Source organism: Nonomuraea sp. NPDC003201 (assembly GCF_053590415.1).
This window is the reverse complement of sequence record NZ_JBSFTC010000781.1, coordinates 1-1,091: the sequence shown is the minus strand read 5'-3', so window position 1 is coordinate 1,091 and position 1,091 is coordinate 1. Positions and strand designations below refer to the sequence as shown.

Here is a 1,091-nt window from a genome sequence, read left to right as displayed (position 1 = left end):
TTGAGGGGATCCCAAGTAGCACGGGGCCCGAGAAATCCTGTGTGAATCTGCCAGGACCACCTGGTAAGCCTAAATACTCCCTGGTGACCGATAGTGCACGAGTACCGTGAGGGAAAGGTGAAAAGTGCCCCGGTGAGGGGTCGTGAAATAGTACCTGAAACCGTGTGCCTACAAGCCGTAGGAGCTTACAGGAGCTTGCTTCTGTGTGATGTGACTGCGTGCCTTTTGAAGAATGAGCCTGCGAGTTATGGTGTGTGGCGAGGTTAACCCGTGTGGGGGAGCCGTAGCGAAAGCGAGTCTGAATAGGGCGTTGAGTCGCATGCTGTAGACCCGAAGCGGAGTGATCTACGCATGGGCAGGTTGAAGCTCAGGTAAGACTGGGTGGAGGACCGAACCCACCAGGGTTGAAAACCTGGGGGATGATCTGTGTGTAGGGGTGAAAGGCCAATCAAACTCCGTGATAGCTGGTTCTCCCCGAAATGCATTTAGGTGCAGCGTCGCGTGTTTCTTGCCGGAGGTAGAGCACTGGATGGCTAATGGGCCCGACAAGGTTACTGACGTCAGCCAAACTCCGAATGCCGGTAAGTGAGAGCGTGGCAGTGAGACTGCGGGCGATAAGGTTCGTAGTCGAGAGGGAAACAGCCCAGATCACCGACTAAGGCCCCTAAGCGTGTGCTAAGTGGGAAAGGATGTGGAGTCGCAGAGACAACCAGGAGGTTGGCTTAGAAGCAGCCACCCTTGAAAGAGTGCGTAATAGCTCACTGGTCAAGTGATTCTGCGCCGACAATGTAGCGGGGCTCAAGTACACCGCCGAAGTCGTGGCACTGACAGCTAAGCGCTGTTGGTGGGTAGGGGAGCGTCGTGTATGCGGTGAAGCGGCAGAGTGATCTAGCCGTGGAGCGTACGCGAGTGAGAATGCAGGCATGAGTAGCGAATCGAGGGTGAGAAACCCTCGCGCCGGATGACCAAGGGTTCCTGGGGCAGGCTAATCCGCCCAGGGTAAGTCGGGACCTAAGGCGAGGCCGACAGGCGTAGTCGATGGACAACGGGTTGATATTCCCGTACCCGCTTTAACGCGCCCATATCGAACC

General features: G+C 56.5%; 1 rRNA gene. It reads left to right on the top strand.

What is annotated here, in order from left to right:
• A 23S ribosomal RNA gene (locus ACWDX9_RS63610) occupies nucleotides 1-1,091 on the top strand; the annotation flags it as partial.